17 protein-coding genes are annotated in these 16,596 nt (G+C 58.0%); 10 read left to right on the top strand and 7 right to left on the bottom strand.

Going from position 1 to position 16,596, the window contains the following annotated elements:
- Positions 1-62: 62 nt before the first annotated feature.
- From gyrB to dnaA, 4 genes are read right to left on the bottom strand one after another with little or no spacing between them, the layout of a single operon-like run.
- On the bottom strand, positions 63-2,474 hold the full coding sequence (gene gyrB / locus C2U40_RS22960; protein WP_103829062.1) for a DNA topoisomerase (ATP-hydrolyzing) subunit B: 2,412 nt from the start codon (positions 2,472-2,474) through the stop codon (positions 63-65).
- Positions 2,471-3,574 carry a DNA replication/repair protein RecF gene (gene recF / locus C2U40_RS22955; protein WP_024946260.1) on the bottom strand — a complete coding sequence of 368 codons (1,104 nt, stop codon included), beginning with the start codon at positions 3,572-3,574 and terminating at the stop codon, positions 2,471-2,473. The genes gyrB and recF overlap by 4 nt, the downstream gene beginning before the upstream one ends.
- Positions 3,575-3,576: 2 nt before the next feature.
- A complete protein-coding gene (gene dnaN / locus C2U40_RS22950) occupies positions 3,577-4,680 on the bottom strand; it encodes a DNA polymerase III subunit beta (RefSeq protein WP_011704048.1) in 1,104 nt (367 codons plus the stop codon).
- 18 nt (positions 4,681-4,698) lie between these two features.
- Positions 4,699-6,069: a chromosomal replication initiator protein DnaA gene (gene dnaA / locus C2U40_RS22945; protein ID WP_005307141.1), complete on the bottom strand. Its 1,371-nt coding sequence runs from the start codon at positions 6,067-6,069 to the stop codon at positions 4,699-4,701.
- A 313-nt stretch (positions 6,070-6,382) separates the two neighbouring features.
- Between dnaA and C2U40_RS22940 the strand changes: the two genes are divergently transcribed.
- The 9 genes from C2U40_RS22940 to C2U40_RS22900 all read left to right on the top strand — a co-directional run bounded on the left by C2U40_RS22940 (position 6,383) and on the right by C2U40_RS22900 (position 13,963).
- Positions 6,383-7,141, top strand: a complete 759-nt coding sequence (locus tag C2U40_RS22940) for an amino acid ABC transporter substrate-binding protein (RefSeq protein ID WP_005307144.1) — start codon at positions 6,383-6,385, stop codon at positions 7,139-7,141.
- Positions 7,142-7,810, top strand: coding sequence for an amino acid ABC transporter permease (locus C2U40_RS22935; protein WP_011707929.1), 669 nt, complete (start codon positions 7,142-7,144; stop codon positions 7,808-7,810).
- Between the two features lie 12 nt (positions 7,811-7,822).
- A complete protein-coding gene (locus tag C2U40_RS22930) occupies positions 7,823-8,557 on the top strand; it encodes an amino acid ABC transporter ATP-binding protein (protein WP_017410488.1) in 735 nt (244 codons plus the stop codon).
- Positions 8,558-8,826: 269 nt separating this feature from the next.
- Entirely contained in the window at positions 8,827-8,961 is a 135-nt protein-coding gene (rpmH, locus tag C2U40_RS22925; RefSeq protein ID WP_005307156.1) for a 50S ribosomal protein L34, read from the top strand.
- Positions 8,961-9,320, top strand: coding sequence for a ribonuclease P protein component (gene rnpA / locus C2U40_RS22920; RefSeq protein WP_011707927.1), 360 nt, complete (start codon positions 8,961-8,963; stop codon positions 9,318-9,320). The genes rpmH and rnpA overlap by 1 nt, the downstream gene beginning before the upstream one ends.
- Positions 9,287-9,535, top strand: coding sequence for a membrane protein insertion efficiency factor YidD (gene yidD / locus C2U40_RS22915; protein ID WP_010635605.1), 249 nt, complete (start codon positions 9,287-9,289; stop codon positions 9,533-9,535). Before rnpA ends, yidD begins: the two co-directional genes overlap by 34 nt.
- A gap of 5 nt (positions 9,536-9,540) precedes the next feature.
- Positions 9,541-11,187 (top strand): membrane protein insertase YidC, encoded by a 1,647-nt coding sequence (gene yidC / locus C2U40_RS22910; protein ID WP_103829063.1) that lies wholly within the window; start codon positions 9,541-9,543, stop codon positions 11,185-11,187.
- Positions 11,188-11,296: 109 nt separating this feature from the next.
- Positions 11,297-12,658 carry a tRNA uridine-5-carboxymethylaminomethyl(34) synthesis GTPase MnmE gene (gene mnmE, locus C2U40_RS22905; protein ID WP_103829064.1) on the top strand — a complete coding sequence of 454 codons (1,362 nt, stop codon included), beginning with the start codon at positions 11,297-11,299 and terminating at the stop codon, positions 12,656-12,658.
- Between the two features lie 162 nt (positions 12,659-12,820).
- Positions 12,821-13,963: a site-specific integrase gene (locus C2U40_RS22900; protein WP_103829065.1), complete on the top strand. Its 1,143-nt coding sequence runs from the start codon at positions 12,821-12,823 to the stop codon at positions 13,961-13,963.
- 198 nt (positions 13,964-14,161) lie between these two features.
- Here C2U40_RS22900 and repC read toward each other — a convergent pair whose 3' ends face one another.
- From repC to C2U40_RS22885, 3 genes are read right to left on the bottom strand one after another with little or no spacing between them, the layout of a single operon-like run.
- Positions 14,162-14,962, bottom strand: coding sequence for a replication protein C, IncQ-type (repC, locus tag C2U40_RS22895; RefSeq protein WP_199773230.1), 801 nt, complete (start codon positions 14,960-14,962; stop codon positions 14,162-14,164).
- A 25-nt stretch (positions 14,963-14,987) separates the two neighbouring features.
- A complete protein-coding gene (locus tag C2U40_RS22890; protein ID WP_103829069.1) occupies positions 14,988-15,839 on the bottom strand; it encodes a helicase RepA family protein in 852 nt (283 codons plus the stop codon).
- A 7-nt stretch (positions 15,840-15,846) separates the two neighbouring features.
- A complete protein-coding gene (locus C2U40_RS22885; protein WP_103829067.1) occupies positions 15,847-16,182 on the bottom strand; it encodes a helix-turn-helix domain-containing protein in 336 nt (111 codons plus the stop codon).
- 212 nt (positions 16,183-16,394) lie between these two features.
- Between C2U40_RS22885 and C2U40_RS27075 the strand changes: the two genes are divergently transcribed.
- Positions 16,395-16,595 carry a winged helix-turn-helix domain-containing protein gene (locus tag C2U40_RS27075; protein WP_199773229.1) on the top strand — a complete coding sequence of 67 codons (201 nt, stop codon included), beginning with the start codon at positions 16,395-16,397 and terminating at the stop codon, positions 16,593-16,595.
- Position 16,596: the final 1 nt, after the last annotated feature.

Raw genomic sequence — 16,596 nt, 5'->3', positions numbered from 1 at the left:
CCAGGAAAACAAAAAGCCGCTCACAGGGAGCGGTTTTTTTATATCGAGCTGACAGCGCCGAATTAGACGTCGAGGTTGGCCACGCGCAGGGCGTTGGTCTCGATGAAATCACGACGCGGCTCAACGGCATCACCCATCAGGGTGGAGAAGAGCTGGTCCGCACCGACGGCGTCGTCGATGGTGACGCGCAGCATGCGACGGGCTTCCGGATCCATGGTGGTTTCCCACAGCTGGTCCGGGTTCATCTCGCCCAGCCCTTTATAGCGCTGGATGTAGATGCCACGCTTGCCTTCGCCCATCAGCCACTCGACCGCTTCGACGAAGCTGGCGACCGGCTTCACCTTCTCGCCACGCTTGATGTAACCACCTTCCTCGATCAGGTTGGCGATCTCCTTGCCCAACGAGACCAGTTGACGGTACTCGGAGGATTGCAGGAAGTCGTAGCTGAGCGGGTATTCGCGGTCGACCCCGTGCTGGCGTACCACGGCGTGCGGCACGAACAGACGGCGCTCTTCGTCGTGGCGTACCTGCATCTGGTACTGGATGCCGTGGTTGCTCTCGTTGAGCACGGCTTCCATGCTCTGACACCAGGCCAGCAGATCGCTCTCGCTGCTCAGCAGCGCTTCGTTCAGCTCCGGCTGATAGATCAGCTGGGTCAGCACGGCTTCCGGCGCGCGGCGAGACATGCGGGTGATCAGGTGAGTCACCGAGCGATGCTGGTTGACCAGACGCTCCAGCGCCTCGCCACCGATGGCCGGAGCGGACTCGTTGACATGCAGAGTCGCACCATCCAGCGCCATGGCAGTCTGGTATTGCAGCAGCGCATCTTCGTCTTTCAGATACTGCTCCTGCTTGCCCTTCTTCACCTTGTAGAGCGGCGGCTGGGCGATGTAGACGTAGCCACGCTCGATGATTTCCGGCATCTGACGATAGAAGAAGGTCAGCAGCAGGGTACGAATGTGCGCACCATCGACGTCCGCATCGGTCATGATGATGATGTTGTGATAACGCAGCTTGTCCGGGTTGTACTCGTCACGACCGATGCCGCAGCCCAGTGCGGTGATCAGGGTGCCCACCTCCTGGAAAGAGATCATCTTGTCGAAACGGGCCTTCTCCACGTTCAGGATCTTGCCCTTGAGCGGCAGGATAGCCTGGTTCTTCCGGTTGCGACCCTGCTTGGCGGAACCGCCAGCAGAGTCCCCTTCCACTATGTAGAGTTCGGAGAGCGCCGGGTCTTTTTCCTGACAGTCGGCCAGCTTGCCGGGCAGACCGGCGATATCCAGCGCGCCTTTACGGCGAGTCAGTTCGCGGGCCTTGCGGGCCGCTTCGCGGGCACGGGCCGCATCGATGATCTTGTTGACCACGATCTTGGCGTCGCCCGGGTTTTCCAGCAGGAAGTCGGCCAGCTTCTCACCCATCGCCTGTTCGACGGCAGTCTTCACTTCGGAAGAGACCAGCTTGTCCTTGGTCTGGGAGGAGAACTTAGGGTCAGGCACCTTGACGGAGATAACGGCAATCAGACCTTCACGCACGTCGTCGCCACTGGCGGCAGACTTGGCCTTCTTGCTGTAGTCCTCTTTGTCCATGTAGGAGTTCAGAGTACGGGTCAGTGCGGTACGGAAGCCCACCAGGTGGGTACCGCCATCGCGCTGCGGAATGTTGTTGGTGAAGCAGTAGACCCCCTCCTGATAGGCGTCGTTCCACTGCATCGCTACTTCGACACCGATGCCGTCCTGCTCGGTGGTGAAGTGGAACACCTTCGGGTGGATCGGGGTTTTGTTCTGGTTCAGGTATTCGACGAACGCCTTGATGCCGCCTTCGTAGCAGAAGTGCGCCTCGCGGCCGTCACGCTCATCCAGCAGGCGGATGGAGACGCCGGAGTTGAGGAAGGAGAGCTCACGCAGACGCTTGGCCAGGATCTCGTAGTGGAACAGAGTATCGCTGAAGATGGTCGGGCTCGGCCAGAAGCGAACTTCGGTCCCGGTGCCGGTGCTGTCGCCAATCTGCTTGAGCGGTGCCTGCGGCTCACCCAGGTGATAGGTCTGCTCGTAGACATGGCCGTTACGACGGATGGTCAGCAGCAGCTTGTCAGAGAGGGCGTTTACCACGGAGACGCCGACGCCGTGCAGACCACCAGAGACCTTGTAGGAGTTGTCGTCGAACTTGCCGCCCGCGTGCAGCACGGTCATGATGACTTCGGCAGCGGAGCGACCCTCTTCCGGGTGGATGTCGACTGGAATACCACGACCGTTGTCACGGACGGAGACGGAGCCGTCGGAATGGATCTTGACCTGAATATCGGAGCAGTAGCCGGCCAGAGCCTCGTCAATGGAGTTGTCGACGACCTCGAACACCATGTGGTGCAGACCCGAGCCATCATCCGTATCGCCGATATACATCCCCGGGCGCTTGCGGACCGCATCCAGGCCCTTCAGTACCTTGATATTCGAGGAGTCGTAAGTATTTTCACTCATAGCTTACTCTCTGCCTTCTCTAACGTTTCGGAGATCTTGCCTTGTTCCACGTGGAACAATTTGCAGTCATTCGCATCCATCATGTCTGCGAGCTGACCGGTGTCGATGGCGGTAATGAATACCTGGGACGCACACTGCTTCAGCCTTGCGGCCAGCAAGCGGCGCTTGTCGACATCCAGTTCAGAGGCAAAATCATCAATTAAAAAAATACAGCCACGGCTGCTATGTTGATTCAAATAGAGCCCTTGGGCCAGTCGCATGGCACAGACCAGCAACTTCAACTGACCCCTGGACAAAATATCCTGAGCGGGGACGCCGTTCGCCTTGAGTCGCACATCGGCCTTCTGTGGGCCTACTCCTGTGTAACCCAGCGCCCGATCCCGCTCAAACCCCGCCTCCAGCAATTCATTGAGCGGGGTATCTTTTTCCCAGCCTCGATAGAATCCAAGGTTGATATCGAATTCCGGCAAAAAATCCGCCGTCATCTCCTTGATCAGGGGCGTAATGGCCTGACAATAACTGGCGCGAAACTCGGCCAATTCACCGCCCAGCCGTACCAATTCCTGATCCCAGTACGCCAGCTGGCGATACTGGCTGCTCTGACGCAGCAGCGCATTGCGCTGTTTCAGCAGCCGACGCACTCGCCCCCACAGGGAGAAGAAGGTCGGCTCCTGATGAAAAACACCCCAGTCGAGCCAGGCCCGACGAGCCTGCGGCCCACCGGTCAGCAGATTGAAGCCATCTGGATGGATCAACTGCACCGGCAGCAATTCGGCCAGCTCGGCCAGGCGCTGGGCCTGGGCACCGGCGATCTTGAGCTGGGTCTCGCCACTCTTGTCCTTGGCGAGGCCGATGGGCACCTGGCGCCCTTCCAGTTCGCACTGGGCGAACAGGGTAAACGCCCGCTCCCCCTGGCGGATGACCCGCCCGGTCAGGTGAGTACGAAAGGAGCGACCGAGACCGAGGTAGTGAATGGCTTCCAGCACGCTGGTCTTGCCGCTGCCATTGCACCCGACCAGGATATTGAGGCCGGGCGACAGCGCGAGACTGGCCTGCTGGATATTGCGAAAGTCGCTGAGCTGGAGTTTGACCAGGGACACGACTAGATCCGCATCGGCATTACCACGTACTGAGCATCCTGACTGTCAAAATCCTCAATAATGGCGCTGCTGATGGAATCGCTCAGGCTGATCCGGATTTGGTCACATTTTAACGTATTCAGCACGTCCAGCACATAAGAGACGTTGAAACCAATCTCCATCTCGCCGGCTTCGTATTGTACGTCAAGCAGCTCTTCGGCTTCTTCCTGTTCCGGGTTGTTGGCGGTGATGCGCAGCAGGTTTTCCTGCAGATTGAGACGCACCCCACGGAATTTCTCGTTGGAGAGGATGGCGGCACGGGCAAAGGCCTGGCGCAGATCCTCACGACCGGCGATCAGGGCCTTGTCGCTGTTGCGCGGAATGACGCGGCGCCAGTCCGGGAAGCGGCCGTCCACCAGCTTGGAGGTAAAGATGAAGCCATCGAGGGCGGCACGCAGGTTGCTGCGGCCGATCTGCAGCCGTACCGGCTTGTCTTCCGCTTCCAGCAGGCGCACCAGTTCCAGCACGCCCTTGCGCGGCAGGATGACCTGATGATCGGGCAGCGATTCCGTTACCACCTCGCGGCGGCAGGTCGCCAGCCGGTGACCGTCGGTCGCCACGGTACGCAGGCCGTGGCCTTCGCTCTCGAACAGCATGCCGTTCAGGTAGTAACGCACGTCCTGGCTGGCCATGGAGAACTGGGTGGCATCGATGAGCTTTTTCAGCTCCAGCTGGCCGATGTCGAACTCGAGCACGGATTCCCAATCCTCGATGTTCGGGTATTCGGTAGCCGGCAGGGTCGACAGGTTGAAGCGGGAACGGCCGGAACGGATGATCAGGCGCTCGCCTTCGGTATTGAGGCGAATGTCCGCCCCTTCCGGCAGACCGCGGCAGATGTCCAGCAGCTTGCGCGCCGGCACAGTGGTGCGGCCATCCTGACTGTCGCTGTTGAGATAGACCTGACCGATCATCTCCACTTCGAGGTCGGTCCCGGTCAGTGACAGCAGACCGTTGCTGACATCCAGCAGCACGTTGCCGAGGATTGGCAGGGTCGGCCGGCCACCGAGGGCACCGGACACCAGTTGCAGAGGACGTAACAGGGCCTCACGGCTAATTTCGAGCTGCATCTGTGCTCTCCGTTGTGATTAGGAGGAAAGGGTTCGGATCAGGTTGGAATAGTCTTCCTTGATGTCGTGACTCTCTTCCTTCAGCTGCTCGATCTTGCGGCAGGCATGAAGCACGGTAGTGTGGTCACGACCACCAAAGGCATCACCAATCTCCGGCAAGCTATGGTTGGTCAGCTCCTTGGCCAGCGCCATCGCCAGCTGGCGTGGGCGGGCAACGGAGCGGGAACGCCGCTTGGAGAGCAGATCCGCCAGCTTGATCTTGTAGTACTCCGCCACCGTCTTCTGGATGTTGTCGATGGTGACCAGCTTCTCCTGCAGCGCCAGCAGGTCGCGCAGCGCTTCGCGCACGAAGTCGATATTGATCGCCCGACCGGTGAAGTTTGCGTTGGCGATCACCCGGTTGAGGGCACCTTCCAGCTCGCGCACGTTGGAGCGCAGCCGCTTGGCGATGAAGAAGGCCACTTCGTCCGGCAGGTGGATCTGGTTCTCATCCGCCTTGCGCATCAGGATCGCCACCCGGGTTTCCAGCTCCGGCGGTTCGATCGCCACCGTCAGGCCCCAGCCGAAGCGTGACTTGAGACGATCTTCCACCCCGTTGATCTCCTTCGGATAGCGATCCGAGGTCAAGATGATCTGCTGGTTGCCTTCGAGCAGGGCGTTGAAGGTGTGGAAGAACTCCTCCTGGGAGCGCTCCTTGTTGGCAAAGAACTGGATGTCATCGATGAGCAGGGCATCGACGCTACGGTAATAACGCTTGAACTCTTCAATGGCGTTATTCTGCAGCGCCTTCACCATGTCCTGCACAAACCGTTCGGAGTGCATGTAGATGACCTTGGCGTCCTGCTTGCGCTCCTTGATGGCGTTGCCGACGGCATGCAGCAAGTGGGTTTTTCCCAGACCGGTGCCGCCATAGAGGAACAGCGGGTTGTAGGCCCCGCCCGGATTGTCGGCAACCTGACGGGCAGCCGCACGGGCCAACTGGTTGGACTTACCCTCGACGAAATTCTCGAAGGTATAGTTCACGTTGGTGTTGCTCTTGTGGTTCGGCTCGGGTTTGGCCTCGGCCTTGCTTTCCCAGCTCTTCTGCGAGTTATTCACAGGATCCGCACCCCGCGCCGGCGCTCTGGCGACCGCGACGGGATGGGGACGATTACCGATGTCAAAACGCAGAGTGGGGCCGTCGACCCCGCAGAGTTCATTGATGATGCCGTTCACCCGGATGAGATACTTGTCTCGAACCCAGTCCAGAACAAAGCGATTCGGTGCATACAGGGTCAGAGTATTGTCACTCAACTCCGCTTGAAGCGGCCGGATCCACATGCTGAATTCTGCCGAGGGCAACTCATCTTGCAGCCGGTTAAGGCACTGCTGCCATAGCGAAGCAGTCACTCTAAACTCCCGTCGATTGATTAACTAAAGACCGGCTATTCTACGTTTTTAGCGGCTGGATCTCTAGCCGCGACCTCGCGGATCCAGCAAATAAGATCCTTGACTTTCAAGGATCCAGCAACGCCGAATCCGATTTCATCCCCAAAGTTACCCACAGCCAGATCCATCGACAGGGGCACCAAAGATCCAGACCTGAAGCGGTTATTTTATATAACCAAATATCATTTATTCTTTAGCTTTTATTCCAATAACATCAGCGCAAATCCAGTGTTTACAACTAAAAATACAGAACAACAGAGAGAGAGGAATCCCCATGACGTCATCCATCAAGCTGGTCTCCGGCGCCGCCATTCTGCTGGCCGCCCTGTCCGGTCAAGCCATCGCCCAGGAAACCATCAAGGTCGGCATGTCCGGCAAGTACTTCCCGTTCACCTTCGTCAAGCAGGACAAGCTGCAAGGCTTCGAGGTGGATATGTGGAACCAGATCGGTGAGCGCACCGGCTACAAGGTCGAATTCGTGACTGCCAGCTTCTCCGGCCTGTTCGGCATGCTGGAAACCGGCCGCGTCGATACCATCTCCAACCAGATCACCATCACCGATGAGCGCAAGGCCAAGTACGCCTTCTCCCAGCCCTACGTCTATGACGGCGCCCAGATCGTGGTCCGCAAGGGCAACAGCACCATTCACGGCATCAAGGATCTGGAAGGCAAGAAGGTTGCGGTGAACCTGGGCTCCAACTTCGAAGAGCTGCTGCGCAAGAACGACCCGAACAAGAAGATCGACATCCGCACCTATGACTCCGCCTTCGAGCAGGATGTTGCCCTGGGCCGGATCGATGCCTTCGTGATGGACCGCGTCTCCACCGCCCAGCTGATCAAAGAGTCCAAGCTGCCGCTGCAGCAGGCCGGCGCACCGTTCGAAACCATCGAGAACGCCCTGCCCTTCCTGAAGACTCCGGAAAAGCAGGCGCTGCTGAAGAAGGTCGATGATGCCCTCACCGCCATGCGCAAGGACGGTTCCCTGCGTCAGATCTCTGAAAAATGGTTCGCTTCCGACATCACCGACAAATAAATGATGGAATTTGACCTCGAATACACGCTGGGGCTGTTTCCCATCCTGCTCAAATATCTGGGCACCACGATGGAGATGGCTCTGTGGGGATTCGTCCTGGCACTCGTACTGTCGCTGGCCCTGGCGATAGTACGGGTGTTTCGCGTTCCCGTGATCCACTGGCTGGCGATGCTCTATATCTCGTTTTTCCGGGGTACACCGCTACTCGTCCAGCTGTTCCTGCTCTATTACGGGCTGCCGCAGCTGTTCCCCATCTTCGTGGGAATGGATGCCTTTACCGCCGCCATCGTCGGCCTGACCCTGCACTTCGCTGCCTACATGGCCGAATCGATCCGCGCCTCCATCATTGGCATCCACAAGAGCCAGATGGAAGCTGCCCTCAGTATCGGCATGAGCCGCTACCAGGCGATGCAGCGGATCATATTGCCGCAGGCGGCCCGCATTGCGACGCCATCGCTGATGAACTACTTCATCGACATGATCAAGAGCACCTCGCTGGCCTTTACCCTGGGGGTGGCCGAGATCATGGGCAAGGCGCAGATGGAAGCCTCCTCCTCCTTCAAGTTCTTCGAGAGCTTCATGGCGGTGGCGCTGGTCTACTGGGTGGTGGTGATCTTCTTTACCCGCTTGCAGCATCTGCTGGAAGTCCGTCTCAACCGTGCCTATTAAGGGAGGGCTCTCATGATCAAGCTAACCGGCCTCTCCAAGGCATATGACGGCAATCAGGTGCTGAACAGCATCGATCTGGAGGTGAAAAAGGGGGAGATAGTGGTCATCATCGGCCCCTCCGGCACCGGCAAGTCGACCCTGCTGCGCTGCCTCAACCTGCTGGAGACCCCGGATGCCGGCAACCTCGCCATCGACGATCTGCAGCTCAACCTGGCCAGGGCCAGCGAGCAGCAGGCCATTGAGCTGCGCAAGCGGGCCTCCTTCGTGTTCCAGAATTACGCCCTGTTCGCCAACAAGACGGCGCTGGACAACATCGCCGAAGGACTGATCACCGTCTGGAAACAGCCGAAGGCAGAGGCCCGTGCCACCGCCCTCGGCATCCTCAAAGACATCGGCCTCGCCGACAAGCAGGACGCCTATCCGGCTTCCCTGTCCGGCGGTCAGCAGCAGCGGGTCGGCATCGGCCGGGCCATGGCCGCGCACTCCAAGGTGATCCTGTTCGACGAGCCCACGTCGGCGCTCGACCCCGAGTGGGTCGACGAAGTGCTGGGCCTGATGAAGGAGCTGGCCCGCCAGCACCAGACCATGGTAGTGGTAACCCATGAGATTGAATTTGCTCGAGATGTTGCCGATCGGGTGATCTTCATGGAGGGGGGCCGGATCGTGGAACAGGGCCCGCCGGATCAGATATTGGTCGATCCGCAGGATCCCCGTACCCGGGAGTTCCTGCGCAAAGTGCTTAAATAGCTCTCTCTTTGGCGGCATTGCCGCCTTTTTTATTGGAGGATCCTTGTTAAACCCCGGGTTGCCAGTATAATCCGGAGCCCTCGATCCTCTGGATCCTCACTGCCGGTTCGGGCCTTTGCAAGGTCAGGGCAGGAAGAGAGGGAACGGCGGATTGACTAAAAGCCGAACTCTGTTTAGAATTCGGCCTCTTTTGCTAGTCGTCACACGCTATAGCTGGCGCGTCGGCTAAGTGTGACAATCAAAACTGTACAGAAATACGGAATCGAATCATGAAACGTACTTTTCAACCGTCCAACCTGAAGCGCAAGCGCTCTCACGGTTTCCGCGCCCGCATGGCAACTGCCAACGGTCGTAAAGTTCTGGCCGCTCGTCGTGCCAAGGGTCGTGCCCGCCTGGTAGTCTAATGCCTACCCAGCACACCTTTTCTCGGGAGTTACGTCTGTTAACTCCCGAACACTTCAAACGCGTTTTCGCCGAGCCTGTCCGGGCCGCTTCTCCGCAAATTACGCTTCTCGCCTGTCCCAATACCCTCGAACATCCTCGCCTTGGTCTCGCTGTGCCCAAAAAAGCACTCAAGCGTGCCGTCTGGCGCAACCGTGTAAAACGGGTGGTTCGGGAAAGTTTCCGCCTCAATCAGGCCAATCTGCCCGCTATCGACATCGTCGTGATCGCCAAGGCCGGTGTGAAAGAGATGGATAACGAGGAACTGTTCAAGTTACTGGAAAAGCTATGGCGCACTCTGTCACGCCGTTGCAATGGGTAGCTGTCAAACTGATACGCCTGTATCAGCTAATCATTAGCCCGCTGCTCGGGCCGCGCTGCCGTTTCACTCCGACTTGTTCCCAATTTGCGATAGAAGCAATCCGACTTCACGGTTTCATAAAAGGCGTTTGGTTAGCCAGCAAACGTCTATTAAAATGCCATCCCTTATCCGAGGGTGGTTATGACCCGGTTCCGCAACCAAAGCGAAGAAACTGAAGACTATGGAATCACAACGCAATCTCATCCTGATCGGTTTGCTGTTCGTGAGCTTTTTGCTCTGGCAACAGTGGGAGTCCGACAAGGCTCCGAAGCCGGCCCCGACTACCGTGGCCCAAACCGAACATTTCGTACCTGAAGCCGGTCAGACCGGTGATATTCCTCAGGTTTCCGAGCAAGCCAATGCGAACTCCGCACGCAAGCTGATCACCGTCTCCTCCGACGTGCTCAAGCTGACCCTGGATACCCAGGGTGGCGACATCGTCTCTGCCGATCTGCTGGCCCACAAGCTGGAAGAAGGCAAGGATCAACCGTTCGTACTGCTGACCAGCCAACCTGAGCACCTCTATGTTGCCCAGAGCGGTCTGGTTGGTCGCAATGGTCCTGACAGCCAGGCCCAGGGTCGTCCCACCTACGAAGCCGCCCAGACCAGCTACCAGCTGGCCGATGGTCAGGATCAAGTCGTCGTCCCGATGACCTGGACCGACAGCAAGGGCGTGGTCTTCACCAAGGAGTTCGTCCTCAAGCGTGGTGACTACGCCGTTGGCGTCGATTACAAGATCGACAACAAGTCCGCCGAGCCGGTCCAGGTACAGTTCTACGGTCAGCTGAAGCAGACCGTGACTACCCCGAAAGACCAGCAGGGTCATGCCATGGTGGCCAGTGCCTACCGTGGTGGTGCCTTCTCCAGCGAAGATACCCGCTACAAGAAGTACACCTTCGACGAGATGAAGGATGCCGACCTGAACAAGACCACCAAGGGTGGTTGGGTCGCCATGCTGCAACACTACTTCGTCTCTGCCTGGGCACCGAATGCCGACGATACCAACAGCTTCTACAGCCGCGTGATCCCTGGCAAAGACCAGGCCATCATCGGCTACAAGGCGCCGCTGGTTGACGTGGCTGCCGGCCAGCAAGCCGAAGTGACCAGCAAGCTGTGGGTCGGTCCCAAGCTGCAAGACCAGATGGCCAAGGTGGCAAACCACCTCGACCTGACCGTCGACTACGGCTGGCTCTGGTTCATCGCCCAACCGCTGCACTGGCTGCTGACCGTGTTCCACGGTTTCGTCCAGAACTGGGGTGTGGCCATCATCATGCTGACCCTGCTGGTACGCGGCATCATGTTCCCGCTGACCAAGGCCCAGTACACCTCCATGGCCAAGATGCGCATGCTGCAGCCCAAGCTGGCCGCACTGCGTGAGCGCTTCGGCGACGATCGCCAGAAGATGTCTCAGGGCATGATGGAGCTGTACAAGAAGGAGAAGGTCAACCCGCTGGGTGGCTGTCTGCCGATCCTGGTGCAGATGCCGATCTTCATCGCCCTCTACTGGGCACTGATGGAATCCGTTGAGCTGCGCCACGCGCCGTTCGCCCTGTGGATCACCGACCTGTCGGTGAAGGACCCCTTCTTCGTGCTGCCGATCCTCATGGGTGCGTCCATGTGGTACCTGCAAAAGATGAGCCCGACCACCATTACCGACCCGATGCAGCAGAAAGTGATGCAGTTCATGCCGATCATCTTCACTTTCATGTTCCTCTGGTTCCCGGCAGGTCTGACCCTGTACTGGCTGGTGAGCAACGTCATCTCCATTACCCAGCAGACCATCATCTACCGTCAGCTGGAGAAGAAAGGCCTGCATACCCGCAGCTAATCGCTCCCGATGGCAAGATGGATGACAAAAGAGGCGGCCTTCGGGCCGCCTTTTTTATTACAATGACCCCACTGCTGTGAACCATCAGCGAACAAATGAGCCAAGCAAGATGACTACAGATACCATCGTGGCCCAGGCCACCGCCCCCGGCCGGGGTGGCGTCGGCATAGTCCGCGTCTCCGGTCCCGCCGCCGAACAGGTCGCCGAGATAGTGCTCGGCAAGCTCCCCCGGGTGCGTTACGCCGAATATCTGCCGTTCAGGGATGAGCAAGGCCAGCCGCTGGATCAGGGCATCGCCCTGCTGTTCAAGGCCCCCAACAGCTTCACCGGCGAAGATGTGCTGGAACTGCAGGGCCATGGCGGCCCGGTGATCATGGACATGCTGGTGCGCCGCATCCTGCAGATAAAAGGGCTGCGCCCTGCCCGCCCCGGCGAGTTCAGCGAACGCGCCTTCATGAACGACAAGCTGGATCTGGCCCAGGCCGAGGCCATCGCCGACCTTATCGAGGCGTCCAGCGAGCAGGCGGCCCGCAGTGCCATGCACTCTCTGCAGGGGCAGTTTTCCGGCAAGATCCAGCAGCTGGTGGAGAGTCTCACCCGGCTGCGTATCTATGTGGAAGCCGCCATCGACTTCCCGGACGAGGAGATCGATTTTCTCTCCGACGGCAAGGTGGCGGGCGATCTCTACGCCATCATGGCGGAGCTCGATGACGTACGCGGCGAGGCCAAGCAGGGCGCCCTGCTGCGGGAAGGGATGAAGGTGGTGATAGCCGGCCGTCCCAACGCCGGCAAATCCAGCCTGCTCAACGCCCTGGCCGGCCGCGAGTCCGCCATCGTCACCGAGATCGCCGGCACCACCCGCGACGTGCTGCGCGAGCACATCCATCTGGATGGCATGCCGCTGCACATCATCGACACCGCCGGTCTGCGCGATACCCAGGACAAGGTGGAGCAGATCGGCATCGAGCGTGCCTGGGCCGAGATTGAACAGGCCGATCGGGTGCTGTTCATGGTGGATGGCACCACCACGGCTGCGGTCGACCCGCGGGAGATCTGGCCGGAATTTGTTGATCGGTTGCCAAAAAACATCGGCCTCACCGTCATTCGCAACAAGGCCGACCTGACCGGCGAGGATCTGGCACCGAGTCAGGAGCAGGGCCACGCCGTCTATCGCATCTCCGCCAAGACCGAGCTGGGGCTGCCCGCCCTGCGCGAGCACCTGAAGGCTTGCATGGGCTTCCAGGGCAACACCGAGGGGGGCTTCATGGCCCGCCGCCGTCACCTGGATGCGCTGGAACGTGCCGCCGAGCGGCTGCTGGTGGCCAAGGAGCAGCTGGAGGTGTTCGTGGCCGGCGAGCTGGTGGCCGAAGAGCTGCGCCTCGCGCAGGAGTCTCTCTCCGAGATCACCGGCGAGTTCAGCTCCGACGATCTGCTGGGCCGTATCTTCTCCAGCTTCTGCATCGGCAAGTAATGTGGTGAAAAATCAGCAATAAAAAGCAGCCAATGAGAGCATAAGATATTGTAAATATTGGACTTTGTTTTTTACTGGCTATTCTTGCCTGATCTTGTTTCGTGAGAATTTACCCCGAGAGTACCCCAAAGTAACCTCTTGGGGTACTCTCGGGGGACACTTATGAAGATCAGCATCGAATACCGCGCACCGGACGCCGAAGGCAAGCGCGCTCTGCGCTTAACCTACTACGCCGGCTCCTACCTTGACCTAACCACGGGCATCCGCAAGCACAAACGCAGCAGAGAGCCCCTGGATCTCTTCCTGTACGACAAGCCGCGTACCCCAGCACAGCGGCTCCACAACAAAGAAACCCAGCGAGCAGCCGAAGCCATCCGCGCCAAGCGGCTCTTCGAGTACGAGACAGGTAAACACCATCTGGATTTCTCGAATGCCTACAAGGCCAGCTTCTTCGAGTACTTCCAAGAGGTTACTGACCAAAAAGCGGCAGGCAGCAAGAGCAACCATTCCATCTGGATATCAGCCCTCAAGCATTTACACCAGTACCATAAGCTGCCAGAGCTGACTTTCGAGGAAGTAGATCAGCTGTTCCTGGAGGGGTTTCGGCATTACCTGATGCACAAGGCCCGCACCAAAAGCGGCACACCACTGAGCCGCAACACCCAGAGTGCCTATTTCAACAAGTTAAGGGCAGCCCTGAACCAGGCTGAGCAGGAACGGCTGCTACCGGATAATCCGGTACGGCGTGTCAAAGCTATCCAGGGGGAGAAGAACAAACGGGTTTACCTGACCGAAGACGAGGTACGAGCCCTGGCCCAGGCCGAGTGCCGGTACGACGTTCTTAAGCGCGCCTTTCTGTTCTCTTGTTGCACTGGCTTGCGCTGGTCCGACATTCACAAGCTGACCTGGGCCGAGCTGGAGCCCTTCTATGGCCATTACCGTATCGTCTTCACCCAGAAAAAGACCAGCGGCCTGCAATACCTGGATTTGAATGACATGGCGATGCAGCTGATGGGGCGCCCAGGCAAGGCAACAGAGCGGATCTTCAAGGGCCTCAAGTACTCGGCTTGGCACAACATGGAGCTCACCCGGTGGACGTTGCAGGCGGGTATAACCAAGAAGGTAACCTTCCACAGCGCGCGTCATACCTTCGCCGTCATCCAGCTTAACCGCGGCGTAGATATCTATGCCCTCTCCCGCTTGCTGGGGCACAGTGAGCTGAGAACCACAGAGATCTATGCAGACATCCTTGAATCACGGCGTAGAGATGCCATGCTCGATTTTCCCAACGTATTGGAGTCATAGAAGCACCCTCGACGAGATCATGGCCAGGAAGAACCAACAAATAGGCCAGCGCGACCATGCGCTGGCCTAGATTATCTTAGATAATATAGATCGGATTTCAGGATCGCCCTGCAGCCCAGGTAGCACTGGGGTTTAGCTGATTAGGCCTGTGACCAATATCGTGAACTTTGTGACCACTTTCGTGATAGTCCGTGACCATTATCGTGATAGCGCAGGCCGACCTATGGTGAACCGCCCCTTGGCATATTCACTGATTGACCAACCCAGTTCAGCCAGTTCATCCAGAGCCTTGCGGACTCGCGATTGCCGCTTTCGGTCGGTGGCCGCGCTGGACTTATCAGGAAAAGCGTAAGAGACCAGTTTATCTAAACCTACTGGCTTGCTGCGGCCACAATCAATCCAGGCGCAAAGCCGCTGATGCAATATCCGAGCAGTGCTACTACGCAGTTGCCGTACCTCAGCCAGATCGATATAGGTATATCGGCCATTCCCCAACACGGCATTGGTCAGCAAGGGATTTAGCGCCACAAAGAGCCCATCGGTCAAGGCATCGCTGGCATAGTTCGCCAGCAGACGAAAACCGCTACGCAGGCCAGCCACCTGTGCTATTACCGACACCTTCCACAGCCGCTCGACACTGCGGCGCACCGTGTTGGTGTCACGAGGGTTGGCGTAACCAATCTCCTTGGCCAGTTTGCGCAAGCTGCTTTTGACCACCAAGACATCCTGCTGGTTGGCAATCCCACGCAGCTGAAGTAGGTCTCGCAATATCTCTCCGGTTTCACCACTCGCAACAGGCCCAATCTTGCCACCTTGTGATTCAAGCCCAGCTAGGGCAACCAACCCTTGAAGTACTCGCAAATCGTCGGCCCCCAAGGGTTCTGGCCCAGAAAACTCAATCTGATTACCGTTATCCAAGCGGTAAATCACCGCCAGCTTGTCTCGACGGCGCTGACCAGGAGCTATGGCTCTGAACAATCCTGGGGCCAGACAGTGCATATGGTCGTGCCGGGCATGAGTTAGTTCAAAGCAAGGCACGTTTGCCTCCAGCCCGGCGTGTTACGTCCAAACTGGCGGGGTGCAGCACGCCACCTTCCCTCCGCACCAACCAGCGCTCCGGTAGTGGCTGCCCATAATTACTTTTGCTTACTCCAAACCGCACGTAAAGCTGGCTCAGCTCTGCCGATACGCCCAACTGCTGCGCCTCTTTCTTGGTCATAGTGGCGAGATAGGCCTGCCAGCGGACGTTGTCCACCAGAACTGACGAACCTCGGCTGGCCTGCTGCAGATCGCCAGCTTCTTGGAATACTGCGGATTTGCTGGTGTGGTGTACAAACAACACAGCGCATCTCAGCCTCATGGCCAGCCGCTCCAACTGACCCAGTACCTGCGTCATGGCACAGGCAGCGTTCTCGTCGGCATCGTGGAAACGCCTCAAAGTATCGATGACAATCAACCTCACCCCTTCAGCCCATATAGCAATCGCTTCCCACCAATGGCTATCCAGCACATTCGGACTGGATCCCTGCAGCGGTATGAGGCGAAGGTCTCGCTCAACGTTGGCACGAAGTTCAGGGTCAAGATATCCGCCCAAGGCAAACAGGCGCTGGTGCAGTACAGGCCAAGGATCCTCGGCAGGCAGGTAGAGCACAGCCCCCCTGCTCAGATTGCCAAGCCCAATCCAATCCGGCCCACCGGATATCTGCATTGCTAGTTGCAATGCCAACATCGATTTGCCCACCCCTCCCGGTGACACCAAAGCACCAACGCAGCCAACAGGCAGCCCCGGGAGGACAAAATCGAGGGGTTTCGGAGGTTCAATAAAAGCCGACCGGAGATCCTGGGGCCAGTGAGATGTTATGAGATCTCGCTCCATAACAGCCTCACAACCGCCCATGGCTAGCTTGCCGCACACGCTTGGTTACATGCTCAGTGAGTTCGGCGTCCGGTGAAATGCGGTGGGAGAGCAGCCAGTCCAGCAGCTCAACGCGCTTGAAGTAGATCTTTTTGCCTTGTGGCTTGTAATGCGGCAGACGCTTTTCACTGGTCAGCCGGTACACATAGCTGACAGAAACCCCCAGCAACTCGGCGCACTCCTCGGTAGAAAGCATCTCTTTTTGCGCCAGTCCTTGCTGGATTACCAGTTGCTTAAGCTCATAAAGCTCTTTCAGAATTGACCCGTTAGGATCGCTGTAAACTGACGGATTTTGCTCACGCATGCAGATGATCTCCCTGTAACAAACATCAACATGCAAAGCGTACCGAGGACCTAACGAAATCCAGAGCGCTGTAAGAGCCCGTTTTGGGCACTTACAGCGTTTTCGGGAAAAATTTCACATGTGAAATTTTGGCTAGTGTGTAGCAGAAAATATGTCAGCTCGCGCACATACAGAAGTGACATGAATGGTTCCAACAGAACCTATGTGGCAAGATGTTCTATCGATACAAACTCAAGCCAAGCATCAATGAACCTGCCAAGTTACGAAGCCATGATGCCAGCCGTACTTGCGAGCCTAGCAGATGGCAAAGCTCGCCCTCTACGCAAGGTATTCGAGCTGGTTGGGCAAAAACTTATCTGGTCAAAGCAGGGCTAATTACTCAGCCCAAGAGGGGCTTGTGTGTAATCACCTAGC

The organism is Aeromonas sp. ASNIH4 (assembly GCF_002934425.1).
Taxonomy (GTDB): Bacteria; Pseudomonadota; Gammaproteobacteria; order Enterobacterales; family Aeromonadaceae; genus Aeromonas; species Aeromonas hydrophila.
Note: the sequence above shows the minus strand (reverse complement) of the source record. Positions and strands in the feature narration are given on the sequence as shown.